This is a genomic window from Flavobacterium sp. AED, assembly GCF_000812945.1.
Classification (GTDB): domain Bacteria; phylum Bacteroidota; class Bacteroidia; order Flavobacteriales; family Flavobacteriaceae; genus Flavobacterium.
The window spans coordinates 1,233,754-1,259,694 of sequence record NZ_JSYM01000001.1 but is presented as its reverse complement, the minus strand read 5'-3'; the positions used below and the strand labels follow the sequence as shown (position 1 = coordinate 1,259,694).

Annotated in this window: 26 protein-coding genes; 10 read left to right on the top strand and 16 right to left on the bottom strand. The window is 34.2% G+C overall.

All coding sequences use genetic code 11. From position 1 onward, the window contains the following. Positions 1-59 precede the first annotated feature (59 nt). The 3 genes from recO to gdhA all read right to left on the bottom strand — a co-directional run bounded on the left by recO (position 60) and on the right by gdhA (position 4,567). Positions 60-773 carry a DNA repair protein RecO gene (gene recO / locus OA85_RS05630; RefSeq protein WP_039108504.1) on the bottom strand — a complete coding sequence of 238 codons (714 nt, stop codon included), beginning with the start codon at positions 771-773 and terminating at the stop codon, positions 60-62. Positions 774-809: 36 nt separating this feature from the next. Beyond that, positions 810-3,098 (bottom strand): T9SS type A sorting domain-containing protein, encoded by a 2,289-nt coding sequence (locus OA85_RS05625; protein ID WP_039108503.1) that lies wholly within the window; start codon positions 3,096-3,098, stop codon positions 810-812. Positions 3,099-3,223: 125 nt separating this feature from the next. Next, positions 3,224-4,567 (bottom strand): NADP-specific glutamate dehydrogenase, encoded by a 1,344-nt coding sequence (gene gdhA, locus OA85_RS05620; RefSeq protein ID WP_039108502.1) that lies wholly within the window; start codon positions 4,565-4,567, stop codon positions 3,224-3,226. A gap of 277 nt (positions 4,568-4,844) precedes the next feature. Here gdhA and OA85_RS05615 point away from each other — a divergent pair, with 277 nt between their 5' ends. Continuing rightward, positions 4,845-5,648 (top strand): hypothetical protein, encoded by an 804-nt coding sequence (locus OA85_RS05615; RefSeq protein ID WP_039108501.1) that lies wholly within the window; start codon positions 4,845-4,847, stop codon positions 5,646-5,648. A gap of 75 nt (positions 5,649-5,723) precedes the next feature. On the opposite strand, the gene OA85_RS05610 is transcribed toward OA85_RS05615, so the two are convergent. Next, a complete protein-coding gene (locus OA85_RS05610) occupies positions 5,724-6,869 on the bottom strand; it encodes a cystathionine gamma-synthase (protein ID WP_039108500.1) in 1,146 nt (381 codons plus the stop codon). 185 nt (positions 6,870-7,054) lie between these two features. On the opposite strand from OA85_RS05610, the gene OA85_RS05605 reads away from it, so the two are divergent. Then, positions 7,055-7,798, top strand: coding sequence for a DUF3298 and DUF4163 domain-containing protein (locus OA85_RS05605; RefSeq protein ID WP_039108499.1), 744 nt, complete (start codon positions 7,055-7,057; stop codon positions 7,796-7,798). 175 nt (positions 7,799-7,973) lie between these two features. Here the strand turns inward: OA85_RS05605 and OA85_RS05600 are convergent, their stop codons facing one another. Beyond that, positions 7,974-8,429 (bottom strand): DinB family protein, encoded by a 456-nt coding sequence (locus tag OA85_RS05600; RefSeq protein ID WP_039109397.1) that lies wholly within the window; start codon positions 8,427-8,429, stop codon positions 7,974-7,976. Between the two features lie 76 nt (positions 8,430-8,505). Here OA85_RS05600 and OA85_RS05595 point away from each other — a divergent pair, with 76 nt between their 5' ends. From OA85_RS05595 to nadD, 4 genes are all read left to right on the top strand, one after another. Next, a complete protein-coding gene (locus OA85_RS05595) occupies positions 8,506-8,856 on the top strand; it encodes an arsenate reductase family protein (protein ID WP_039108498.1) in 351 nt (116 codons plus the stop codon). 97 nt (positions 8,857-8,953) lie between these two features. Beyond that, complete coding sequence (locus OA85_RS05590) at positions 8,954-9,814, top strand: YicC/YloC family endoribonuclease (protein ID WP_039108497.1); 861 nt, start codon at positions 8,954-8,956, stop codon at positions 9,812-9,814. Between the two features lie 119 nt (positions 9,815-9,933). Beyond that, positions 9,934-10,506, top strand: a complete 573-nt coding sequence (gmk, locus tag OA85_RS05585) for a guanylate kinase (RefSeq protein ID WP_039108496.1) — start codon at positions 9,934-9,936, stop codon at positions 10,504-10,506. Between the two features lie 77 nt (positions 10,507-10,583). After that, a complete protein-coding gene (gene nadD / locus OA85_RS05580) occupies positions 10,584-11,165 on the top strand; it encodes a nicotinate (nicotinamide) nucleotide adenylyltransferase (RefSeq protein ID WP_039108495.1) in 582 nt (193 codons plus the stop codon). Here nadD and OA85_RS05575 read toward each other — a convergent pair whose 3' ends face one another. Next, positions 11,166-12,062, bottom strand: a complete 897-nt coding sequence (locus OA85_RS05575; protein WP_039108494.1) for a LysR family transcriptional regulator — start codon at positions 12,060-12,062, stop codon at positions 11,166-11,168. Positions 12,063-12,148: 86 nt separating this feature from the next. Here OA85_RS05575 and OA85_RS05570 point away from each other — a divergent pair, with 86 nt between their 5' ends. The 3 genes from OA85_RS05570 to OA85_RS05560 all read left to right on the top strand — a co-directional run bounded on the left by OA85_RS05570 (position 12,149) and on the right by OA85_RS05560 (position 15,398). Then, positions 12,149-12,919, top strand: a complete 771-nt coding sequence (locus OA85_RS05570) for a type 1 glutamine amidotransferase domain-containing protein (RefSeq protein ID WP_039108493.1) — start codon at positions 12,149-12,151, stop codon at positions 12,917-12,919. Between the two features lie 2 nt (positions 12,920-12,921). Then, entirely contained in the window at positions 12,922-14,085 is a 1,164-nt protein-coding gene (locus tag OA85_RS05565; protein ID WP_039108492.1) for an iron-containing alcohol dehydrogenase, read from the top strand. A gap of 317 nt (positions 14,086-14,402) precedes the next feature. Further along, on the top strand, positions 14,403-15,398 hold the full coding sequence (locus tag OA85_RS05560; protein WP_039108491.1) for an NAD(P)H-dependent glycerol-3-phosphate dehydrogenase: 996 nt from the start codon (positions 14,403-14,405) through the stop codon (positions 15,396-15,398). A gap of 112 nt (positions 15,399-15,510) precedes the next feature. Here OA85_RS05560 and OA85_RS05555 read toward each other — a convergent pair whose 3' ends face one another. From OA85_RS05555 to OA85_RS05545, 3 genes are all read right to left on the bottom strand, one after another. Further along, positions 15,511-15,918: a hypothetical protein gene (locus tag OA85_RS05555; RefSeq protein WP_039108490.1), complete on the bottom strand. Its 408-nt coding sequence runs from the start codon at positions 15,916-15,918 to the stop codon at positions 15,511-15,513. An 85-nt stretch (positions 15,919-16,003) separates the two neighbouring features. Next, positions 16,004-17,023 carry a phenylalanine--tRNA ligase subunit alpha gene (pheS, locus tag OA85_RS05550; RefSeq protein ID WP_039109396.1) on the bottom strand — a complete coding sequence of 340 codons (1,020 nt, stop codon included), beginning with the start codon at positions 17,021-17,023 and terminating at the stop codon, positions 16,004-16,006. A 227-nt stretch (positions 17,024-17,250) separates the two neighbouring features. Then, positions 17,251-17,607, bottom strand: a complete 357-nt coding sequence (locus OA85_RS05545) for a hypothetical protein (protein ID WP_039108489.1) — start codon at positions 17,605-17,607, stop codon at positions 17,251-17,253. A gap of 153 nt (positions 17,608-17,760) precedes the next feature. Between OA85_RS05545 and OA85_RS05540 the strand changes: the two genes are divergently transcribed. After that, positions 17,761-18,267 (top strand): CvpA family protein, encoded by a 507-nt coding sequence (locus OA85_RS05540; protein ID WP_039108487.1) that lies wholly within the window; start codon positions 17,761-17,763, stop codon positions 18,265-18,267. Between the two features lie 115 nt (positions 18,268-18,382). Here the strand turns inward: OA85_RS05540 and OA85_RS05535 are convergent, their stop codons facing one another. From OA85_RS05535 to OA85_RS05505, 7 genes are all read right to left on the bottom strand, one after another. Then, positions 18,383-19,126 (bottom strand): tetratricopeptide repeat protein, encoded by a 744-nt coding sequence (locus tag OA85_RS05535; RefSeq protein WP_039108486.1) that lies wholly within the window; start codon positions 19,124-19,126, stop codon positions 18,383-18,385. Positions 19,127-19,172: 46 nt separating this feature from the next. Further along, positions 19,173-19,553, bottom strand: coding sequence for a GxxExxY protein (locus tag OA85_RS05530; RefSeq protein ID WP_039108485.1), 381 nt, complete (start codon positions 19,551-19,553; stop codon positions 19,173-19,175). Between the two features lie 53 nt (positions 19,554-19,606). Next, positions 19,607-21,364 (bottom strand): BatD family protein, encoded by a 1,758-nt coding sequence (locus OA85_RS05525; RefSeq protein WP_039108484.1) that lies wholly within the window; start codon positions 21,362-21,364, stop codon positions 19,607-19,609. 20 nt (positions 21,365-21,384) lie between these two features. Then, on the bottom strand, positions 21,385-22,152 hold the full coding sequence (locus OA85_RS05520; RefSeq protein ID WP_039108483.1) for a tetratricopeptide repeat protein: 768 nt from the start codon (positions 22,150-22,152) through the stop codon (positions 21,385-21,387). A 69-nt stretch (positions 22,153-22,221) separates the two neighbouring features. Beyond that, the gene (locus OA85_RS05515) at positions 22,222-23,256 is read right to left on the bottom strand and encodes a VWA domain-containing protein (RefSeq protein WP_039108482.1); all 1,035 of its coding nucleotides are present in this window, start codon (positions 23,254-23,256) and stop codon (positions 22,222-22,224) included. A 40-nt stretch (positions 23,257-23,296) separates the two neighbouring features. Further along, complete coding sequence (locus OA85_RS05510; protein WP_039108481.1) at positions 23,297-24,298, bottom strand: VWA domain-containing protein; 1,002 nt, start codon at positions 24,296-24,298, stop codon at positions 23,297-23,299. Then, entirely contained in the window at positions 24,298-25,929 is a 1,632-nt protein-coding gene (locus OA85_RS05505; RefSeq protein ID WP_039108480.1) for a hypothetical protein, read from the bottom strand. Before OA85_RS05505 ends, OA85_RS05510 begins: the two co-directional genes overlap by 1 nt. Between the last annotated feature and the right edge of the window lie 12 nt (positions 25,930-25,941).

Below are 25,941 nucleotides of genomic sequence, written 5' to 3'. Positions count from 1 at the left end.
TAGACGAAATTGGATCGATAATTCGATAAAATGGAATCAAAATATCCTTTTATTGCTTTCTAAGAGAAAACTTCTTTTAAAACGTCTAATGATTTTGGTTTTTTAAAGCCGTCCAAGTGAAAACTGTAATAATCAATCAGTATTCTTAAAACTATTTGTCTTTCAATGACATGGAATATTTTTTGATTGTTATCGAATTTTAAATCAATCAGTTTTTTAAACAAATTACTTTCATGCTCCGTAAGCGAACTGATGGCATGAAAGGGCGTAAAAACTCCTTCGTTCATTTCGAAAAAAGGCATGTCCATATCAGAAATATCGGGATAAAAGCCCAAATATTTTGTAGTTTCCAATAATAAAATTAAATGAAAATTAGCAATTTCATCGTGATTGTCCAACCAATGCAAGGCTGTTTCTAAAAAGGTAAATAAATGCTCGTTTTTTTCTTCTTCATGAATCGAATGATGCAGCATTTCCGAAATGAACATCACAATCGTACTTTTATAAATATCCGAATGAATGGAATGAAAAGGGGTAGCTATTTTTATTTCCTTGAAATTTTCTAAAGTGCCTTTGTTTTTATGAACTGCTTCAATTTCGAGAATAGTCAACGGCTGAAAATAAGCAATTTTCTGATTGGCTTTTCGACTCGAAAAAGCATCCCGAACAAAATAGGACTTCAAACCATGAGACAGCGTGAAGCATTTCACAATCAAGCTTTTTTCTTGAAATTTTATGGATGAAAGAACGATGGCTTTGGTTTTTACAAGCATTTTAGGTGTTGGTTTTAAATCTTCTAAAACCCAGAGTTATCTAATTATCATTACTTTTTTAACTTTTGTTTCTACTCCGTCTTGTGCCGAAATAAAAATCATGTACACACCCGAAGCGACTTTGTATTTCCCAAAAGCGGTGGTATCCCATTCTATTGTTCCGCCTTCGGAAGTGGTTTCATAAACCAGATTCCCCTCAATATCGGTGATTTTAATATTGGCTTTATCCAGCAACCCAGCAATTTTAACGGTTCCTTGATATTCAGGTCGCACTGGATTTGGGTACACATACGCATTACTTAAATCATCATTGGCAGCAGTCGAAACTCCTTTGAAAGAAACCAAACCTTTGGTGGTAGCGATAAAAACTTCTCCTGTTACGCTATTGATATCAATGTCATTTATAACATTACTGGGCAAAGGTGAATTACTGGTCGTAAAATGATATTTGGTTTGCTGACCGTTAGGTGATACTAAAAAAATACCTGAATCTGCTGTACCAATCCATTTGTTATTTGCCCCATCTACAACAATATCAGTAATAAATTGTTCGTATAATAATTCTTGTGCCAAGTTATCTTCTAAAATAATTATGGAATTGGTTGTTAATTTATCTTCAGACAAGAAACTTCCAACATTTGATAAAATTCGCAATCCTTTTGCGGTTCCTATCCAAAGTTGGTTTCTGGTATCTACAGCAACGGCTCTTACGTCAGCAATAGGCAGATTCCCAGTGTCTGTACCTGTTGTTATTTTTTTAAATTTATTATTACTTTCGTTAAAACCAATAATCCCATCTCTATTGGTGGTTAGCCATTTCGTTCCGTTTTTATCGATTGCCATTCTTCCAAAACTATTGTCAATCGCTAAATCAAGAATATTATCCATCGCGTAACTTTGCCATTGACCGCTAGATTTCAATACTTTCAATCCATTTTTTATTCTGCTATTGGTCACCCAAAGATTCCCGGATTTATCAAATGCAGCTCCGTTTATTCGAACATCAATATAATTTGGACCCACAAATGTTAATGATTCTAAACCACTATTGGTTTGATTGTATAAAATTTTTGGTTCATCATTTTCAATTTTCAACAATCCTGAAAAAAAAGAACTCACATACACTTCGTTTTCATTACTGGGATTAACCGTGATTCTGGTCATAGATTTAGCACCCAAAACTTTCTCATACGGAATATTCAACCATCCTGTTGCGCTAAATTTACTCACGCCATAACTATCTAAATCATACGGATTGTAATCTACTGTATAATCTCCATAAACGGTCCAAAGCGAATTTGATGTAGCTTGAAGTGCAAATATATTATTGCGTGAAGGCCCAATTGGAGTCGTATTTTCGAAAGTCGTAACTGAAGAAATGGAAGTGGTAATCAATCCATCCTCTTTTGTTCCAATAAAAATAGTATCGCCTATTATTGTAGCACAATTAAAACTCGGAGTGCTTTCTGTAATTTGGTTTGTGTTTATTTGGCGTACCAAAACCATCTGACTGTTGTAAATATAGATACTGTTTAGAGTTGTTAGTATCAAATAACCCGCAGTTGCTCTCATATCCAAAACTGATGATGAAAGCGCTAAATATTCCATAAACAGGTTAGCACTCGCATCGTATTTATGAATGTACCCTGAAGTATTAACAGCAAACAAATCAGAACCTAAGGTCGCCACGCCAGACCAATTTCCAGCAGCAATTGTTTCCCACTGGCTGAAATCAACTAAGTTCTTATTGCTGATATCGGCTCTTTTTATACCGTTATTAGTAGCTGCATAAATAAATCCATTAAATAATGTTGTTTGGTTCACTATTATTTCAGCGCCATTTGTACCAATAAAATAGGTGTCACCAAATTGCATGGTAGCCAAATTGAATTGAACAATTCCAAAATCACAGGAAACATACGCAATGCCTTCAAATTCCATGAAGTGATTGATTTTTTTTATGTTTGAAGGAAGTTGTTTATTGATAATGTCGACCACATTGAGCATCGTTCCATCAGCTTCATTGATAACTATTATCAATCCGTTTTCGTATCCTACAATTGTTTTATTGAATGTTACACTATGGTATAATGCCGAAATGGTTTCTCCGGAAAGTCCGTCAATAGTATTGGTGGTTTTAATTTGGCTTGTTGCTATATTTTTAGAAAATAAGGCATTTTCTGAAGCGGCAAAAACTGCAGTTGTAGATTCTGATACATCTTTAATTTCATTGTAAGAGAAATATCCTTGCCACAACAGATTACTTTGGGCAAAACCCATTTGGATAAAAAGTAAAAGCAAAAAACATAAAACGCTCTTTTTCATTATTTGCAGGAATATTGGTTTACAAATATAGAACAAACGAAAGTATTAGAATTTTGTTACACAAAAAAAATGCCTTCTATCCTTAATATCGGCAGAAGGCATTTTAAATTATAATTAAACCTGATTTATACCACTCCTTGAGCTAGCATAGCATCAGCTACTTTTACAAATCCTGCTATATTGGCTCCTTTTACATAATCAACATAACCGTTAGCATCAGAACCATATTTCACACAAGAAGCATGAATATTCAACATAATACCTTTCAATCTTTCGTCAACTTCTTCAGAACTCCAACTTAATCTTAGTGAATTTTGAGACATTTCCAGACCTGAAGTTGCAACTCCACCAGCATTAGATGCTTTCCCCGGAGCAAATAATAATTTTGCTTTTTGAAAAACAATAACTGCATCTGGCATTGTAGGCATATTAGCTCCTTCAGCAACACAGATACATCCGTGTGCCACCAAAGCTTTTGCTTCGTCCTCATTCAATTCATTTTGAGTAGCACATGGCAATGCAATATCACATTTTACATCCCAAGGACGTTTTCCTGCAACATATTTTGCATTTGGATATTTAGTCACATAATCACTAATTCTACCTCTTAACTCATTTTTGATTACCATTACATGAGCAAGTTTCTCCGCATCTATTCCATCAGCATCGTAGATATACCCTGCAGAATCTGACATGGTCACTACTTTCCCACCTAATTGCGTTGCTTTTTCAGTAGCATATTGCGCTACATTTCCTGAACCAGAAACAACAACAGTTTTTCCTGTAAAACTATCTCCTTTTGTAGCTAACATGCTTTGTGCAAAATAAACTGCTCCATAACCTGTAGCTTCTGGTCTAATCAATGAACCTCCAAAAGAAATTCCTTTCCCGGTTAAAACACCAGTAAATTCATTTCTGATTCTTTTATATTGACCAAACATATATCCTACTTCTCTTCCTCCAACTCCTATATCTCCAGCAGGAACATCCGTATCAGCACCAATATGTTTACACAATTCAGTCATAAAACTTTGACAAAAACGCATCACTTCATTATCTGATTTCCCTTTTGGATCAAAATCAGCTCCTCCTTTTCCACCACCCATAGGTAATGTAGTTAAGCTATTTTTGAAAGTTTGTTCGAAAGCCAAAAACTTCAAAATACTAAGATTTACTGAAGGATGAAAACGAAGTCCTCCTTTATATGGTCCAATTGCAGAATTCATCTGAATACGATATCCTCTATTCACTTGAATTTCTCCTTTGTCATCAATCCAAGTTACACGAAACGTAATGATTCGATCCGACTCGACCATTCTTTCCAAAAGCATTTTGTTCTGGTATTTTTTATTTTCTTCGATAAAAGGAATTACTGTTTCAGCAACTTCTAAAACTGCCTGCATGAATTCAGGCTCGTTAGGGTTCTTTTTAGCAACCGCTTCGATAAAAGTAGTAATACTTTGTGACATAATAATTAGATTATTAACGTTTAAGAAAACGTTTTCGTTAGTGTCTACAAAGATACATCTTAAACGAATATTGCAGCTTTTTTTTTAACTTTGTCAACAGAATTATCTTTTTATTAAGCAATTATAAAGAAATCTACTTTTGAACTCCTATTTGTTACGAAAACGTTGTAGTTTTCGTAACTAAACAAGAATTTGATTACTTATATTTAATTTTTAGTTTATTTTAATTAATGCTTGATGTTTTTATATATTTGTCAAGATTTGAAATTTACATCTGATGATCAAGCAAACCATACTTACTTTATTTATTTTATTTGGCTTTTCAAATAATACAAATGCGCAATTTGGTTTTTCGCATGAAGTAGGAGTTATATTTGGTCCTGTAGCCTTTCAATCTGATTATGGAGAACGTCACGATTTAAACACAAACTCTGGAAATACGGGAATTGGAATTGGAATCATTCATTATTTAAATTTTTCTTATAAAGCCGAATGTAACTGTTATACTCCCGAAACTTATTTTAACGACCATTTTAAATTAAGATCGGAACTTTCGTATAACAAAACCGAATTGAAACATTTTGGAGAATGGGTAGATCCAAGTAAAACTTCACTTGGTGCAGATCAATTACGAGCCATGCGAGGAAGTACCGCTGTAACTAATATAGGAATGCAATTGGAATATTTTCCATTAAGCATCCGGGATTTTACCTCACGAATTGGTAGTTTAGGTCCATTCATAAGCCTTGGAGGACAATTTAGTTATTATAATGCCAAAGCTTATTCAACAATGGGACCTTTAGGGACGCCCTTAACCACTTTTCCTAAATATTTAACCCCTACTGATGGTCGCCCTTATGGTTTTTCTACCGAAGGAGGATCTGTTTGGTCAGTCGTATCAAGCGTAGGAACCCGTTATAAACTGACTCCTTTACGAGATTTGATGGTTGATTTAAGATTCCAATATTATTTCTCTAATTGGGTAGATGGTTTAAATCCAAATCCGGCACTTTACAAAGAGAACAAAGCAAATGATTGGTTGGTTTGGTTCAATGTAGGTTATATTTATTACTTACAATAGCAATTACAATCCTTTATAAAAAACAAAAACCCCAATTCTGAAGTTTCAGAATTGGGGTTTTTGTTTTTTATATATTTACGCTAACGCTTGTTTCAAATCTTCAATCAAATCTTCGGCATCTTCAATACCTACACTCAATCGAACCAAATCATCCGTAATTCCAATTGCTGCCCGTTTATCTTCCGGAATCGATGCGTGTGTCATCAAAGCAGGATGATTTGCCAATGATTCTACTCCGCCTAAAGATTCGGCCAATGTAAAAACTTTTAGCCTTTCAAGAAAGTCAATCGCATCCTCTTTTTTGCCTGAAACAAAAGTAAAAGAAACCATTCCTCCAAAACCGCTCATTTGCTTTTTAGCAATTTCATGATATGGATGACTCGGTAATCCTGGATAATAAACCCTTTTAATTTTTGGATGGTTGCTTAAAAACTCCACTACTTTTCCACCATTTTCACAATGTCTTTCCACACGTAAATGCAACGTTTTTATTCCTCTAAGAACCAAGAAACTGTCCATTGGCCCAAGTGTGGCTCCAGTCGCAAATTGTTGAAAATGTAGTTGTTCTCCAAGAGCTTCATCTTTTACAATCAATGCACCAGCAATAACATCAGAATGCCCACCAAGATATTTAGTTGCTGAATGCATTACAATATCAGCGCCTAAGTCTAATGGTTTTTGCAAATAGGGTGTTGCAAAAGTATTATCAACCGCAAAAAGGATTTTCTTCTCTTTGGTGATTTTAGCAATCTCCTGAATATCGGCTAATTTCATTAATGGATTGGTCGGCGTTTCTACCCAAACCAATTTTGTATTTTCATTGATTAATGACTTGAATTTCTCCATGTCATTCATATCCACAAAATGGAATTTTATGCCTGAATCTTTATAAATACGGGTAAACATTCGATACGTTCCACCATACAAATCGTCCATCGCAATGATTTCGTCACCTGCTTTGAAAGAACGTAAAATACAATCCGTGGCTGCTAATCCTGACGAAAAAGCCAATCCTCGTGTTCCGTTTTCAATACTTGCCAATGCATTTTCGAGTGCTGATCTGGTAGGATTTGCAGCTCTACTGTATTCATAATCCGGATTTATCGGGTGTCCGGGACTTGTCTGCACAAATGTTGACGTTTGATACACTGGAGGCATAACTGCTCCCGTACTTGGATCATGGTGCTGACCACCGTGAATAACTTTAGTATTAAATTTCATATCTAGATAATATTTGTTTTTTTAATGGAATCTGATAACGCCATTCTTCATATTTTGTGATTTTGAATCCTGACGATTTCCTATCGTTTAATTTTCAAATGCTGAATTGTTTTACAAATTTACCTTTTAATTTATTCTAACCAAGCCGCAAGTTGATACCTTTGTATATAATTAACAATTTTGAAATGAAACACTTTATCCTTTTTTCGGTATTACTTCTTTCTATTGCGCGTTGTTCTAACGAATTAGCTTTTGAAGAGCAATCTTTTCAGAAAAAAACGACTTTGCCTTGCAAGGAAAATTGTCCTCAGATAACTGTAAAAATTCCGGTTGCAAAGGATGTTCCCGTTGTTGCGGACAGCATCAATAAAAAAGTGTTTTCAGTATTGAAGGAGATTATTTATTTTGGCGAAAAGCCATATACTTCTACTAATTATAATGGATTGTTGACTTCGTTTATTGATTCCTATGAAAAACTTCAGAAAGAATTTCCGAAAGATACTTTTGGTTGGGAAGGCAAAATTGAAGGAAGTGTAAAATACCAATCGGATAGTATTTTGAACATCGAAATCAAACATTACACCTTTACCGGAGGAGCTCATGGCTATGAAGGATTGCGTTCGCTACTATTTGACCCGGAAACCGGAAAATATATTCCGAACAATAAATTGTTTAAAAACAAGAATGCTTTTATGGCTTTCGCCGAAAAAAAATTCAGAGCCAAATATAAAATTCCGGAAAACAAATCTATAAACGCAACAGGACTGATGTTTGAGGACGAGAAATTTTATCTGCCACAAAATATTTTCTATACCGATAAAGGATTGCTTCTTTATTACAATTCCTATGAAGCGGCATCGTATGCGGATGGACCAAAAGAATTGCTATTGCCTTACAAAGAAGTGAATGAATATTTAATGGTTAAATAATAAATGGTCCTCAAAAAATTAAACCATATAAGAAATTTAAGGTCATATAATTTAGCGTTTTTAAAATCCTAAATTATCATGTCCCCATAATAACCTAGCCCCGATAGCAGTGAAAATCCTTTTACTTTTTTCTTTAAAAAAGTAAAAGATTGAAACGAATAGCGGGAAATAGCTCCTAAATAAACTTTCGGATGCTCATCATCATTCCGGTGTGAACAGCCTCATGATAGACGTTGAAAGACATAGCATCTTCGGCAGTTTTTATCGTAAACCCGTTCATGGTGGTGAATTCCTGAAAATGTTGGAATACTTTATTCTCTAAATCAAATTTTGTTTGATTGATGGTTTCAAAAAGAAATGATTGGATTTCATCTATATCAGCTTGTGTTGCATCTTGTTCCGGCTTGGTTCCTCTTTTATATTTCTCGACCATTTCATCCGAAATCATCATAGGCAAACCCGACAATTTGTAAACCAACATCTGCTGAACCACAACAATATGCCCAATATTCCATATCAAATTATTGCTATAACCCACCGGAATTGCATTGAGTTGCTCTAATGTATATCCTTGTAAAAACTTTGACAAGGTATTTCTACTGTTTTCTGTAATACTTAATGTTTGATGCATTTTTTGAATTTTTTGATAAAAATAATCATTTTCCATATCAAATGATTTTTCTTTGCACAAAGAAATCGCTATTTACATGGACAAAATATATTATCTCGCTTCTTGCGATACCTGCAGAAAAATTATAAAATCATTACCGAAAGACCATGATTTTAAGTTTCACGACATCAAACAAGACCCAATTACAGTGGAGGAATTGGAACAAATGCGCGAACTTTCCGGAAGCTATGAAGCACTTTTCAGCAAAAAAGCACAGTTGTACAAATCAATGGATTTGAAGAATAAATCTTTAACCGAAGATGATTACAAGAAATACATTCTGGAACATTATACATTCTTGAGTCGTCCCGTTTTTATTATCAACGACACCATTTACATTGGCAATACACAACAAAACATGCATCAAGTAATGCTTGCTTTGGCATAGACCAAAAACCATTAAAATAACAACAAAACCATCAGTAATTCACCTCTTTGGGTGTTCGGTGGCTTTTCCTTATCTTTGACCTCTTTTAGAAAATTATATGATACAATCAATGACGGGTTTTGGTAAAGCGACTTTGCAGTTACCAACCAAAAAAATCACGGTAGAAGTAAAATCCTTAAACAGTAAAGGTTTGGACTTGAATGTGAGAATGCCTTCTCTTTACCGCGAAATGGAATTGGGTTTACGCAACCAAATTGCCCTAAAACTGGAAAGAGGAAAAGTAGATTTTTCTATTTTTATCGAAAGTACAGCGGAACAAACTTCGACGAAAGTTAACGTGCCAATTGTAAAAGGCTATATTAATCAATTGAGAGAAGTCTATGCTGACGCTGATGAAACTGAACTAATGAAAATGGCTATTCGCATGCCTGATACCATGAAAATAGAACGTGATGAAATCGATGAAAACGACTGGGTACAAATCCAAACCGTTATTGAGGAAGCGTTACAAAACATCTTGACCTTTAGAAGAGATGAAGGAATGTCTCTTGAGAAAGAATTTCAGTTGCGAATTGGCAATATTCGTCAATACATGACCGAAGCTTTGGCACTTGATCCAGAACGCGTTCAGGCGATAAAAGACCGTTTGCAAACTGCAATTTCAGAACTAAAAGTTAACGTTGATGAAAATCGTTTTGAGCAGGAACTGATTTATTATTTAGAGAAATTAGACATCACGGAAGAAAAAGTGCGCTTGACCAATCACCTTGATTATTTCCTTGAAACCATCAACGGTACCGAAGCCAATGGTAGAAAACTAGGGTTCATTACCCAAGAAATGGGACGTGAAATTAACACGATGGGTTCTAAATCCAATCACGCACAAATGCAAAAATTAGTCGTTCAGATGAAAGACGAATTAGAAAAAATCAAAGAACAGGTATTGAACGTTCTATAATAAGTCCCAACCTGTAAGGTTTTTTTAACCTTGTAGGTTTCTACAATAAATAGACCTACAAGATTAAAAAAACCTTGCAGGAAAAACATAAATAGATACTGAAATAAATTCAGCATAAAATGAGTACAGGAGGAAAATTAATTGTTTTTTCGGCACCATCAGGATCTGGGAAAACTACCATAGTTAGGCATTTATTAAGCAAAGAAGATTTAAATCTTGAATTTTCTATTTCGGCCGCTTCCCGCGCACCAAGAGGCGAAGAAGTAAATGGAAAAGATTATTATTTCATGTCTACCGAAGAATTTAAAAAACACATCAAAAACGAAGACTTTCTGGAATGGGAAGAAGTCTATCGCGATAATTTCTACGGAACTTTAAAAAGTGAAGTGGAACGCATTTGGTCCAAAGGAAAAAATGTAATTTTCGATATTGATGTATCTGGCGGATTGCGTATCAAACATAAATTCCCAGAAGAAACTTTAGCTGTTTTTGTAAAACCGCCAAGCGTGGATGAACTAAAAAGAAGACTGAAAGAACGTTCTACCGAAAGTGAAGACAAAATCAATATGCGTATTGCTAAAGCTTCGGTTGAACTAGCCACAGCACCACAATTTGATGTTATTATAAAAAACTACGATTTGGATATTGCTCTTGAAGAAGCATATCAATTGGTAAAGAATTTTGTAAAATAAAAATATTGGCTTTAGGTTTTAGGTGTTGGCTTTTAGTTATAATCAACATCTAAAATCCAAACCTAAAACCCTAGTAAATGAAAATAGGTCTTTATTTCGGAACGTTTAACCCCATTCATGTTGGGCATCTCATCATTGCCAATCACATGGCGGAACATGCCGATTTAGACCAAGTTTGGATGGTGGTTACACCACACAATCCTTTGAAGAAAAAAAGCACTTTACTAGACGATTACCATCGTTTGCAAATGGTACATCTTGCTACCGAAGATTTTCCTAAAATCAAACCTTCGGATATTGAATTCAAGCTGTCACAACCTAATTATACAGTGAACACTTTAGTTCATTTACAAGAAAAATTTCCGAATTACGATTTCTCCTTAATCATGGGTGAAGACAATTTAAAATCTTTGCATAAATGGAAAAACTACGAAGCTATTCTGTCACATCATGAAATTTATGTCTATCCTAGAATTTCAAATGAAGCAGAGAACCTAATGTTTAAGGACCATCCAAAAATCCACATGATTGATGCACCGGTTGTTGAAATATCTTCAACATTTATTCGGGATAACATCAAAAAAGGAAAAAATGTGCAGCCTTTGTTACCACCAAAAGTTTGGGAATATATTGATCATAATAACTTTTACAGGAAGTAATTAATCCAAAACCTTTTTCAATTCTGTTTCAATATTTTCGAAAACAGCACTCAAATTATCATTTTTACCCGATAATAAAAACACTTCTGTACTTGGCATTTGCTTACTGTTCCATAGTAATTGTGCTCTTTTTTCTGCAATAAAATTCTTTGCATTTATATCCCAAACTACTCCTATTCCAGTATTTCTGGAAAGTATTTCCAACATTTCATATTCGGATGGAATGATATAATTGGGAACCATCGAAGGTCTTTTTTTGTTGAAAACATACAACCAAAATAATTTGATGTGTGGAATTTGTGCATTGTGACTGAACCATTTTTGATCATTTAACCAATGCTCGATTGCCGTGAAATCTTTAATTTTAATATTTGATTTTAATTCGGAGGCATCAATAGTGTTTGAACCTACAATAACCTGTTTGATTTCACCCACCTTTTTCTGAATCGTGTCAAACGTATCGTATTTTTTGGTTACAATCGCAAAATCAAGTTTTTTAGAATCTACCAATTCAAAAAGCGCATCATTTTCATGAAAGCTAAAATCAATAAAGTCAAATTTTGAAATCAAACAACTTCCCAAGCTGCTCATCAAGTGTTTCGAAATTCCAATTGAAATTAAGCGATTCGCATTAAATGCTTTGGCACGAAAACCATTCTCCACATTTTCCAATCGGTCTAAAGCCTCAATGATTAGATTATTCAGTAACTTGGCGTATTCTGTTGGCTCCACGCCTTTTGACTTTCGATTGAAAAGTTTATACCCTACATGGGCTTCCAACATTGATATTTGCTGACTAACTGCAGGTTGACTGATAAACAATTCTTTGGCCGCCAAAGAAAAATTCCCGTTTTTGTAAACCGATTTGAAGGTTCTGTACCATTCGAGATTGACCATGATATAAATATATTTATCACAAACATAATTTAAATTATTTTTACTAATAGCATATTCGTCCTAAATTTGTACAAACAAAATCAGTCATGAAGAAAATTGCATTATTTGCCATTGTAGCATTAACCGCAAGTTGCATCACTGCCACTGCACAAAAAATAAATAAAAAAGGTATGAAAAAAGTATTATTTGTGGTTACCAGTCACGATAAATTGGGTAACACAGGAGAAAAAACAGGATTTTGGACAGAAGAATTAGCGGCACCCTATTATGCTTTGGCAGATAAAGGAGTACAGATTGATATTGCAACACCGCTAGGAGGACAACCGCCTATTGACCCAAAAAGTGAAGATCCATCGGCAGCAACAGAGGACACCAAAAGATTTGATAACGACACTGTGCTTCTTGCTAAACTAAAAAACACAAAAAAATTATCGGATGTAAATCAAGCAGACTATGATGCGGTTTTTTATCCAGGAGGTCACGGTCCACTTTGGGATTTAGCCGAAGACAAAACTTCAATCGCATTGATTGAATCATTTTACACACACAATAAACCAGTTGGTTTTGTTTGTCATGCTCCTGGAGCTTTGAAAAATGTAAAAGTAAATGGGGAATTTTTAGTGAAAGGCAAAAAAGTGACCGGATTCTCTAATACAGAAGAGGAAGCGGTAGATTTAACTAAAGTTGTTCCTTTTCTATTAGAAGATGTTTTACAAAATAACGGCGCTACTTATAGCAAAGTTGCTGACTGGCATCCATATGCCGTTGAAGATGGATTATTAATTACAGGACAAAACCCAGCTTCTTCTAAACTTGTGGCTGAGAAAATATTAGATCAATTAAACGCAAAAAAATAAACATGTTAAATTTCGAATTATACAATCCTACCAACTTAATTTTTGGTAAAGGACAAATAGAAAAACTAGCTACACTAGTTCCAAAAGATGCTAAAATATTATTGGCTTATGGTGGTGGAAGTATCTTTAAAAATGGGATTCACGAGCAAGTAATCAACAATCTAAAAGGTTTTGACATAGTTGAATTTGGTGGAATAGAAGCCAATCCACATTTTGAAACTTTAATGAAAGCTGTTGCGATTATTAAGGACCAAAACATCGATTTTATTCTTGCCGTAGGTGGCGGATCGGTAATTGACGGAGTAAAATTCATTTCAGCAGCAGCAAATTTTGAAGGAAATCCAATTGATATTCTTAAGAAAAGAATTCTTTTTAAAGATGTTACTAAAGTAATTCCTTTTGGTACTGTATTGACTTTACCCGCAACGGGAACCGAAATGAATTCTGGTGCTGTAATTACGATTGAAGCCACTCAGGAAAAATTAGACTTTGGTGGTTCTGCTATGTTTCCAAAATTCTCCATTTGTGATCCAACTGTAATCGCCTCTTTACCAAAAAGACAATTGCAAAATGGTGTTGTTGATGCTTACGTCCACGTTTTAGAACAATATTTAACCTATCCGCACGAAGGGTATCTTCAAGACCGAATAGCAGAGAGTATTCTGCAAACTTTGATTCAAGTTGGTCCAGACGTAGTTGAAAATCCTACGGATTATGCGTTAGCCTCTAACTTTATGTGGAGTTGTACGATGGCTCTAAACGGATTAATCCAAAAAGGTGTTCCTTCAGATTGGGCAACGCATATGATTGGACATGAATTGACCGCTTTGTATGGAATCGATCACGCCAGAACTTTGGCGGTTGTAGGTCCAAATTTGTACCGAGTAATGTTTGAAACCAAAAAAGGAAAATTAGCACAATACGGAAAACGTATTTTTAATTTGACAGGAAGTGATGATGAAATTGCCAATGAAGCCATCAACAAGACGGTTGAATTCTTTCACACAATGGGAATGCAAACGAAATTATCTGATTATACAAAAGACTTTGAAAAAACGGCTGATTTTATCGTAACCCGCTTTGAAGAGAGAGGTTGGAAAGCCTTGGGTGAAAAACAAAACATTACTTTAGAGAAAATACAGTCTATTGTAGAAATGGGTTATTAATTCAAATAATACTGATGCTGATTGACATTGGCACAAATAAAAAGGCGTTCTCATGTTTATAATGGGGACGCCTTTTAAAATACTAAAACAAAACCAACTAATTCAATTTGCATTATATTTGTTAAATGATTAATTTATAATCATATAGAACGCAAATCGAATATACATATTGTGTTAAAAAATAAAAAATAAAAAATTATTTTTTATTTCTTAGAATCATCCCTTTTTGAAAACTCATAGAATACCCATTTCTTGTTCCATTTTTATTTGTATAATCACTACTTTTTTAAGTACTTTTGATTAAATTTAATAAGAAAATGACCGAAAACATAAAATTTGCAGTGATTGGCGGAGGAAGTTGGGCAACAGCGATTGCAAAGATGCTATGTGTAAATCTTTCGGAGGTTTCGTGGTATATGCGTAATGAAGCTGCTATAGAACACATTAAAACTTACAAACACAATCCAAATTATCTAAGTTCTGTTGAATTTGATGTCAAAAAACTGAAACTTACCAGTGATATCAACGAAGCTGTGGGGTATGCTGATTATATCATTTTTGCAATTCCATCTGCTTTTTTGGATGCTGAATTAGAAAAATTGACGGTTTCACTGAAAGACAAAATCATTTTTTCGGCAATAAAAGGCATTGTTCCTGAAACGAGTTTAATTGTTGGCGAACACTTCCATGTTAAATATGATATTCCTTATTATAATATCGGTGTAATTACGGGGCCTTGCCACGCAGAAGAAGTGGCTATGGAACGATTGTCGTATCTGACTATTGCCTGTGGCGATGATGAAAAAGCTAAAATTGTTGCTAAAAATCTATCCGGAAATTACATTAAAACGAAGATTACAGATGACATTATAGGAACTGAATATGCTGCCATGCTAAAAAATATCTATGCAATTGCAGCCGGAATGGCACACGGATTAGGTTATGGCGACAATTTCCAGTCAGTATTGATGAGCAATGGGATTCGGGAGATGAAAAAATTCATTAAAAAGGTTCACAAAATGAAACGTAACATTAATGATTCGGCTTATTTAGGCGATTTATTGGTTACTGGGTATTCTGTATTCTCCAGAAACAGAATGTTCGGAAATATGATTGGTAAAGGCTACACGGTAAAATCAGCAATGATGGAAATGAGCATGGTTGCCGAAGGTTATTACGCTGCAAAAAGCGCTTATAAACTCAATCAAGCGTATGGAGCGAAAACTCCAATTATAGATGCCGTTTATGAAATTCTGTACGGAGGAAAAGATGCTAAAACTGTTTTTAAAGCTTTGACTGATAAATTAGATTAGTAAAATAGAAGAATTTCTTCAGGTCTAACAAAAAACAAAGGCACTAATCTATATAAAGATAGTGCCTTTGTTTTTATAATTATTTTTGATTCGGCTTGAAACCGAAATAAATTTATTTCACAATAACTCCGTCAACGAATAAAATAGGTACTTCTTCCACAAAATCCTCATGGATGGAATGCGCTTTGAAAATGAATTTTTTGTCGTGCAATTTATCTCCGATGAAATAAGTCAACATAAACTCATTGTTAAGAGCCAGAACACTTTTTTCTATCATTTCTATTTTGATCACTGAAACTGGCGGCACTTCTACAAAAGCATGACGCAAAAGTGATGTTTTTTTCATTTCGCCGTCTATGGTTCCAAAAGCTTTGGAAACGACCATAACACTTTCTATAAGGTAATCACTATCGTTTATTAAGTAGGCATACCATACTTTTTCCATGAAATCGTCACTCCATTCCTGAACTGCAGCAAGGAATACGTTTTCTACTTCGGGGATGATGATGTCGGATTTCATATTTTTGATTTTAGATATAAGATTAACGATTTCTGAATTCAGATTTTAAATCCTTCAGAAATCGTTAATCAACATTCTTAAATATTTAAATGCTTGATTTGAATTGCTCCAAGAAACGAACGTCGTTTTCATAAAACATACGGATATCGCCGATTTGATACAACAACATGGCGATTCTTTCGATTCCCATTCCAAATGCAAAACCGTTGTATTCATCAGGATTAATGCCACAGTTTTTCAAAACGTTTGGATCAACCATTCCACAACCCATGATTTCTAACCAACCGGTTCCTTTAGTGATTCTATAATCGGTTTCTGTTTTCAGACCCCAATAAATATCAACCTCAGCGCTTGGCTCGGTAAAAGGGAAATAAGACGGACGTAAACGGATTTTTGATTTTCCGAACATCTCTTTGGTGAAATATAAAAGTGTTTGTTTTAAGTCGGCAAAAGAAACGTCTTTGTCAATGTACAATCCTTCCACTTGATGAAAAATACAGTGAGAACGGGACGAAACTGCCTCATTACGGAAAACTCTTCCCGGAGAAATAGTACGAATTGGCGGTTTATTATCTTCCATATAACGCACCTGAACGGATGATGTGTGCGTGCGCAACAAAATATCAGGATTCGTTTGAATGAAAAAGGTGTCTTGCATATCACGTGCCGGATGGTATTCCGGTAGGTTTAATGCGGTAAAATTATGCCAGTCATCTTCAATTTCCGGACCTTCAGAAACATTGAAACCAATGTTTGAAAAGATGTCAATAATTTGATTTTTTACCAATGAAATAGGGTGACGAGAGCCAATAGTTATTGGTTCAGCCGAGCGCGTCAAATCCCCATAAAAGCCTTTGATTTCTTCTTTACTTTCTAAAGCTTCCTGTATCGTTTTTACTTTTTCTTCGGCAGAAGTTTTAAGCAAATTGATTACTTGCCCAAATTCTTTCTTTTGTTCGTTAGGAACATTTTTGAATTCAGCAAAAAGATCTTTCAAAAGCCCTTTAGTTCCAAGAAATTTAATTCGGAATGCTTCTAAATCTGCTGTATTTTGCGTTGAGAAAGCTTGTGCTTCACCAATATATTCTTTTATCTTGTCTATCATTTTCATCCAATAATTGAGAGTGCAAAATTACAAAATTTGTTTTAGGTTTCCCGTTTAAAGTTTAAAGTTTCCATTCTAAATTGTTAGATTGCTTACTTAGTTCAATAACAAAAACTAAAACATCATTTTTTAACCATTTAAGAAATGTAAGAACATTTAAGCCTGAGCTTTATTGAGCTAACCGTTTTTATGAAAAAAATTATATTTCCTTAAATTTCTTATATGGTTTACTCTATCAGCTCTCTTTCAATAAAATAATTTACAATAGCTTCTTTCATCAAAACCGATTGTTCCCCCGCTTTTAGAGGTGGCAACTCCTCTTTTACTTTGTAATGCGGCCATCCTTCTTCATCAAAAAACTCAAATTCATAGAATCCATAAGGCTCTAATAACCTGCAAATCGCGATGTGCATCAGGTTTAGTTTTTCGTCTTTCTTGTATTCGCTATGTACTTTTCCGAGTTCTTGTACTCCAATTAGATAAATAATAGCATCGAGATCTAAATCCTCTCCTTGAGAAAATTGATTAGAAAGTATATTTACAAGCTGTTCCCAGCGTTCTTTAAGTTGTGTGTCTCTTGACATTTTTATTTTTTATTGTTGATTTCCGATTTTTGATTATAAATTTTCAAAAATAGCAATCGAATTATTTTGACAAAGATAAGAACTTGAAATTTGGCAATTGATACTGAACTATTCTTTTATATTTGCACTTTTATTTTCACTAAATTAATTAGCATGGGATTTTTGGATATCATTTTGAGTGGATTACTAGCCTATACATTTTATAAAGGCATTAGAAACGGGCTTTTTGTTGAATTAGCTTCTTTAGTATCATTAATAGTCGGAATTTATTTTGCCATAAAATTTTCCTCACTTATAAAAGGAATGTTGGCAGGTTTTGTTCATTGGAATCCATATACCATTCAAGTGATTGCTTTTGTACTTACTTTTATCCTCGTTGTGATTGGAATATCATTATTGGGGAAATTCCTTACCGGAATAGCAGATTTAGCTTTTTTAGGCTGGATTAACAAATTAGGCGGTGGTTTTTTTAGGGTATTGAAAACTGTTTTGATATTAGGTATTGTATTCGCTGTTTTCGAAAAAATAAATTATCACAATTTTATAGCCAAAAAAGAGACCTTGGATAAATCTTTATTTTATAATCCCATCCAAAAAACAGCTCGGTTTATGTATCCTTCAATAGAGAAATGGTACGATGGTTTGAAGAAAAAGCAGTAGGCAGATTTCAGGTCTCAGTTTTCAGAGAATAGCATTGATAGGCAGCCCATAAATACATGCTAAGCCTATTTATTGCATTCAAAATGGAATAATACTGCGACTGAACTAAATACTATTATTTCACTTCCTTTATAGCACTACTCTCAATCCAGCCTTCAGTTCCATCAGTTAATTGTACTTTTTTCCAATTTTCTAATGTTTCCTGTACAAAAACTTTTGTTCCTTCGTGCAGTACAAAAATAGCGGAACCCGCTTTTTGCGGCTCACTTTTTACTTCAGTAATTTCAGCAAAAACAATAGCCGGTTTCTCATTATCAAAATGGCTTTTTTCGAAAATTGCTGATGAAATACTGATTAGCATCAGAAAAATAAGGGCAAACATTCCAAAAAAGAAAATCCGCTTGTAAACCGTAATCTGTGAAAAATAATATCCAATAAAAAACAACAAGAATGCGGTTGCAAGACCTACTGAAATCCAAGCCCAGGTATTGTAATGATAAATTCCCGTGAAATCACGTACTAGTTTTCCAAAACCAACTTTTGGGATTACTTTAATTTCATCAATAGTTCTTTTTTGAGCAAATTTTAAGTTGTTGCTACTTTCGCTATCATTTGGATTAAGCACCAAGGCTTTTTCATAATTGTAAATGGAAGGCGCAACTTTATTTAATTTATAATAGGCATTTCCTAAATTAAAATACAATTCTGACGAATATTTGTTGTCTTTCAAAACGCTTTCATAAGCAGCAACAGCTTCATTGTATTTCCCTTTTTCGTAAAAGGCATTCCCTTTTTCAAAGCCATTTTGGGCAAAGAAAATTTGGGTTGAAAGTAAGAGTATGTATAATATATTTTTCATAAAAATTTAAACACGAAGGTCACAGAGAAGTCACAATGATCACTATTTAAAGCGCTCCATTTATAACTCTTTTCACTCCTTCTTTTAGCAATTTCACATTAAAATTGATTAGTAATCCTAATCTGTAATCGGACAATCTCAAATACGTTAGTAATTGAGCCAAGTGAACATCTGTCAAGGCTTCAACAGATTTTACCTCAACAATAAACTTATCCTCAATACATATGTCTATTCTGTAACCAACATCCAGTTTAACCTCTTCATAAATCAACGGAAGTGCTTTTTGCTTTTCTACTTTTAAATTAAACTTTTTAAGTTCATAAAACAAGCATTCTTCATAAGCACTCTCCAATAATCCGGGACCTAAAACCTTGTGAACTTTTAGCGCACTTTCAAATACAATTTTTGATATTTCGTTTTCAGTCATTTATTTATTTTTAAAACTTAGTGTACATAGTGCCTTCTTTGAGCCCTTTGTGGTTAAGTAATCTGTTTTTCTAATTCGGAGATTATCGCTACCGCTTTATCAAAATCCTGTTGTATCGTAACGCTTGATGATGGAGCATATCTAGCTACTTCACAGTTCTCCGTAAGCGCAATAAAATCATTCACCGCTTCTGGATTAGCATTTCTGGACAACAAGAATTCCTGAATATTATCTTTGCTCATTTCTGAAGTCTCAATATGTAATTTAGCTTTCAGGAAATTATGCATCGCTTTTTCAAGTGCAATATAAAACAGTTCTTTGTTGTTGATTTGCTTTTTGGCTTCCGATAAATATTTCTTTGCCAATCTATTATTCATTCGGATTCTGTTTCCGGTAATATCGCCGTCAATAGCTTCTTTTTTCTTTTTGAATAACACAATCAAAGGCAATAATAGAAACGGGAAAAATAGCAATCCATAAAACAAATTAGACCCGAAGAAGTCTTTCTTATTCCTATTCAAAAGTTTACTTTTCAACTTGATGAATTTGAATTGCTCTACGCTCCCTATTTTATTTTTATTCTCCCCTGAATTAGAAGCAGTCGTTGCATCCGAAGCTGAAGGACCGTCCAACACATTAATCATTATTTCTTTTGAACTAATAGTCTTATACGTCCCTGAACTCAAATCAAAATAAGAAAACTGTAATGGTTTTATCGGGTAATTTCCTTTGTATTGCGGGATAATAGTATAACTATCCGAAATTTTTCCTGACATTCCTGAAAGTGGAGTATCTACTTGTTCATTATGAACGGCATCATACATTTCCAAAGCATTTGGCACTACTGGTTTTGGCAAACTGAACAATTTCATATTCCCTTTACCAGTTACACTTACAACTAAATCAAGGCTTTCTCCATTTTTTAAATCGGTCTTTGTTGGTGTTACTTTAAAATCAAAATTACCTACAGCTCCAGAAAAATCTTCCGGTTTTCCTGCCTCAGGAAGTGCTTTGACAGCAATCGTTTTTGTTCCTGCAGAAACCCTTTTACTACCGTCAGTAACAATTACACGTCCAAACATATCGCGACGGTTTGTAGGCAATTGCACATCAATATCTAATGACAAAGGCTCTATTGCCAGTTTTCCTGATTTTTGCGGATATAAAACTGTTTTTCTCAATACCACATAACGGTATTTTTGCCCTTTAAACATCCCTTCTTCGGCAACAAGCTGTTTGATATCGATGTTCTGACTCCAGAAATCATTGTACTTTGGTTTGTTGAGTTCCCGCCAATTAGTGATTCCTATATTATAACTGAAATACAGTTTATAAACTACTGTAATTGGTTCGTTTATATACGGATTTGTTTTAGAAATATCAGCAACAAGATAAATATTATCATCTGCTGAAACACTGGTATCGTTTGGATCTCTAGGCTGTTCCGTTGCCGCAGTGACATTAATTCTTATGGGCGATGTTTTATAAATTTGTCCATTGTACTCTATAGCGGCTTGCTTGATAACTAACGATCCTTTTTGATTTGGCAGAAGAAAATAAGAATATATTTTCTCAAAAGAACTCTTACCATTTACCCATGATTGACTCACTTGCTGACTTGGGCCTGCAATAATCCTAAAGCCTTCAAAAGACGGTTGATTAAAGTTATCCCCGTCTACATTCATTATAAAATCGATACGAAGTCTTTCGTTTAAGCCTAGCGTGGTTTTACTTACTCTCGCCTCAAACTGTACTTGAGCGCTAAGTGAGCTACACACCATTAAAACTAGTACTGCTATAAATCTTTTCATTTTCAAATTATCTAATTGAATTACCAATCTTTCTCAGTTTTGACTGGTTTTCCTTTTACTTTTTGGGCATTCACTTTATCCTGAACTTTCTTTTCTTCCTTATTTACCGCATCCAAAAGATTTTCTAAACGTTGTTTAGAGATTCCTCCCGGCGCTGGTTTTGGCTCCCCTTTATCATCAGGTTTAGGACCTTTATTGTCTTTATCCTTGTCTCCTTTGTCTCCTTTGTCGTCTTTCTTGTCTTTATCTTTATCGTCCTTTTTATCTTTGTCGCCGTCCTTTTTCTTATCGTCGTTTTTCTTGTCTTTGTCTTTATCCTTATCGCTCTTCTTGTCGTTTTTCTTATTGTCATCCTTTGGCGGATTTTCTTTTAGCTTTTTCTTTGCCAAAGCATAATTATAACGGGTTTCTTCATCTGTAGGACCATTTCGTAATGCATTTTTATAGGCTTCTACCGCTTGTGTATAATCCTTTTCTTTCATGAAAACATTACCTAAATTATGAAAGGCTTGGTGTTTATCCGGTCTTGTTTTAGCGTTTTTTAATGCTTTTGCATAAGCGAATTTTGCTTCTGCCACTTGGTTTTGCTTATAAATTGCATTCCCTAAATTGTAAGGTGCAATCGTTTTATTCGGAAATTTTGAATCCGAAATTCTATAATTAGCTTCCGCATCCACAAAATTATTTTCAGCATATTCCTCATTTGCTTTAGGCAATATTCTGTCTTTCTGTTGTGCATTTACAACAAAAGAAATAAGCAATAAAAGATGTAAGATTAAGTTCTTCATTTTATTTTTTAAATGTAAGCGTCAAAGTATTTTTTTTGTTTTGGTTCTAAATACTTTGTTCTTTATATTTTATTTATTCTCGTTAAATAAATTCAATTTATTTACCCAACTTGTTTTTCTTTCCAAAAGGAAAATATCCAGAAACAGGAAAACAAAAGCAAAACCTAAAAACCATTGAAATTGAGATTGAAAATCAGCCATTTCAGTAGCTTCAAATTCTGTTTTTTGGATTTTATCCAAAGCATTTTTGATATATTCCAGCACTTCTTTGGTATTATTCCCATTGACATAACCGCCTTTTGTAGCTTTTGCAATAGCTTCTAATCCTGCTCGATTCAATTTAGTAATAACCACTTCATTGTTATTGTCTCTTTGAAAACTTTCTACAATTCCGTTTCTTTTCAATGGAATCGTTCCTCCTTTTTCAGTTCCAACTCCAATCGTAATAATTTTCATTCCTAATTTATTGGCTTCTTCAGCAGCACTTTCGGCACCTTCAGAATGATCTTCTCCATCAGAAATCAGAATCAATAATTTGCTTGTTTTACTTTTATCATCAAAATAAGTAGCTGATAATTTTATGGCTTCATCCAACGATGTTCCCTGAGAAGAAACCATTCCCGGATTCATGCTTTGCAAAAACATTTTTGCTACTCCATAATCAGTTGTGATAGGCAATACTGGAAAAGCACTTCCGGCGTAAGCCACAATTCCTATTCTGTCACTTCCTAACTGATTGATAATTTGCGAAACAATTTGCTTGCTTTTGTCCAAACGATTGGGTGCGACATCCTCGGCCAGCATACTTTTGGATACATCCATTGCAAAAACAATGTCAATTCCTTCTCGTTTTACGGTTTCCATTTTAGTACCAATCTTTGGATTTACCAATCCAAGAATAAGTCCAAGTAATGCTAGCAACAACAATACCAACTTCAAAACTGGTTTAAAAACAGAGCTTTCAGGGCTTAGTTTTTTAACCATTTCTAAATCTCCAAATTCGCGTTGTTTTTTTCTTTTCCAATATAAATTAACTAGAAAAACCAACACCACAATTGGGAGTATAAGTAGCAGGTATAAATATTTTTTTTCGTCTAATTCCATTTTTTATCTTTTAGTCACAATTTTCAGTTTGCGACTCTCATTATATAAAGCTTTTAAAAACCGTATTTCGCAATCCTATTTCCAGTAACAGTAGAAAACCTGCAAACCAAATAAATGGTCTGAATTTTTCATCATAATCATAGAATTTTAGTTCTTCGATTTCAGTAGTTTCCAGTTTGTTGATAGCCGCATAAATCTCCGCTAATTTGCTATTGCTTGTTGCTCTAAAATATTTTCCATCCGTTTTTTGGGCAATACTTTTCATCAATTGCTCGTCAATTTCCACTTTCATCATTTGGAATAAAAACTGACCATTTGGTGCCACCGCATAAGGGAACATTGCCATTCCGTTTGTTCCAATTCCTATGGTATATACTTTAATTCCGTATTGTTTTGCAATATCAGCAGCGGTTTCAGGCTCAATAAATCCGGCATTGTTTACCCCGTCTGTCAAAAGAATAATCACTTTACTCTTCGCTTTACTGTCTTTCAATCTGTTTACGGCTGTGGCCAATCCCATTCCTATTCCAGTTCCATCTTGTAAAACAGTATCGTATTTTATACTATTGATAGCATCCAGAACAACTGCTTTATCGCTAGTAACCGGAGATTTTGTATAGGCTTCAGAAGCATAAACTACCAATCCGATTCTATCATTTGGCCGTTCTTCAACAAAATCAGCAGCTACTCTTTTCAGCGCTTCCATTCTGTTTGGTTTCAAATCTTTGGCCAGCATACTTCCGGAAACGTCTACCGCCATGACAATATCAACTCCCTTAGTCGTTTTTGTTTTATTGCTTACATCAACCGTTCTGGGCCTTGCCATCGCAATAATTAAGGAACACAAAGCCAATACACGAAACACGTTCAATATTGGTTTCAACTTTGTTAAATACGAACTGGAGCCTTTAAATCCTTGTAATGAACTTATTTTTAACGTTGCTGATTGTTGGTTCTTTTTCCAAAATAGCCAGACAATCGCAACTGGAATCAGAAGAAACAACCAAAAAAATTCTGGGTTTAAAAAAGTTATTTTAGCCATTATTTACTTGCTTGTTTTAATTCGACAGAACTCAAAACGCGTTCTGATATTTCATTTGCATACGTGTCACCTTCTTCATGGAAGAGTAAAATTTGTTGTAATCCACCTTCTTGACTAAACAATAATGCTTCATAATAAATTTTCACGCTGTTTTGTTTATCGCCATCTATTTTCTGAAATGTACCGTAGGCTTTAAGTCCTTTAATTCCTTCTTTGGTTTCAAAATCTTCTTGTTTCACAATCATGTTTTTAGCACCTTGAACTTCTAGTGATTGCAATGCTCCGTCCATTGATTTTTTCAAATCTATTTCGGTCTCTTTTTTATATTTCAAAGTAGAAACCATCAGATAAAAATGATCCGAAACACTTCCATAAACAAAAGATTGCATTTCTTTAATCAACGCCATTCCGTCTTTTGGCAGCGTTTTAGTCAAATCAACTCTCTTCAGCACTTTTGGCGTTTCTATTATAACACCTGGATTTCCGTAATCACTTTTCACCCATTCGCCCTCCAATAATTCTTTAGTAGGGTTCCCTAGAATATTATCTTTTACATAATCAAATCCTTTGAGAACAATGAAAAAAGTAGTCGTAGCCACCAGTAAAAAAACAACTGAAACGACTGCAGTAACGATACGTTTTTTTCTCTTTTTTAATAATTGAATTTGTATCTGTTTTTGTCTTTGTGCCTCATTCAATAAAATATCTTCTTCTGCAGGAACCTCAACAGGAATAGAATTGTCTAATGTCAGAATTGCTTTTTGAATCTTATTTCGGTCTTCGGTAATTTCAAAATCCAATGGTTTTGATTTCGCAAATTTCACTAAATCGGCTTGTTTTAAAACACGCTCCAGATTTTCGATTATTTCCTGCGAAAGCGTCATTTTCTTTTTGACAGAAGCGGCCCTAAGTCCTTGAATCAGCTCTGATGTAGTGCTTTCCATTGCTGGAATTTCTATTGCTTCTTCAATATAATTTCTGGTAATATCAGTTAATTCACTGTAATAAGCTTTTACTTCTCCTTTTTGCCAAAGTTCTTTTTTCTCTAAAGTATCAAGCAAACTGGTCGCTTTTTCTATTGGTGTTTTGAATATTTCGGCTTCTAACTTTTTCTTTTGGTGCTTTTTAATATACCAATAAATCAAAACTCCAATTCCAAGAATCAATGCGATTATCAAAAGATATTTCCACCAATCTCCAATCGAATTATCCGCTTGGGCAATGCCCTTGATATCGAACATTTTTTGTTTCAAAGTATCCACTTTAACATTCGCAACTTCAACTAAAAGCGAGTCTGTTAGAAACGGCTTGCTATTGATGAAGATTTTTATACTTGGAATAACATATCTACCGGAATCAAATTGGGTTAATCCGTATTTTTTCACCAATTCATAACGACCATCTGTTTTGATGGTATCAATAGGATAGGACTGAATTACCTCTAAAGCACCCAAGTTTTTTAGCTTTGGAAAAATTACTTTAGACGATGTGTCTACAGTAGTTTTTATGGACAGTTTAAATTCCGCACCAATTTTATTTTTAATCGTGTCAATACTTGTGACTACTTGTTTTTGTTGTGCAAAAACAAACGTTGTAACCAGTAAAAAAAGTAGGTAAAGTCTAATTTTCATTTAATTGTTATT